This is a genomic window from Bradyrhizobium sp. TM233, from assembly GCF_036247965.1.
Lineage (GTDB): Bacteria > Pseudomonadota > Alphaproteobacteria > Rhizobiales > Xanthobacteraceae > Bradyrhizobium > Bradyrhizobium ottawaense.
The window spans coordinates 1-253 of the sequence record NZ_BTIG01000160.1; the positions used below are offsets into that span (position 1 = coordinate 1).

The 253-nt window shown below is 64.4% G+C and carries 1 protein-coding gene; it reads right to left on the bottom strand.

Annotation, left to right across the window (positions count from 1 at the left end):
* Positions 1 to 253: ABC transporter permease subunit (locus AABA86_RS34140; RefSeq protein ID WP_445083438.1), on the bottom strand; the 253-nt coding region annotated here is incomplete at both ends.

Sequence of the window (253 nt, forward strand, 5' to 3'; positions counted from 1 at the left end):
CGACAGCATGAACACGACCAGCTTGCTGCGCTCGACGTCGTAGCCGCAGGCCCGCGCGCGTTGCTCGTTTTCGCGGATCGCCTCGATGACGGCCCCGAACGGCGAGTTCAGGATGCGCGACTGGAACCACATCGCCAGCGCCGCGAACGCCATCAGCACGTAGTATTTGTTGACCGGGTCGAGAAAGTTGACCTGAAGGCCGAACAGGCTGATGCGGTCGACGGTAAAGCCGCGCAGGCCGTTCTCGCCGCCG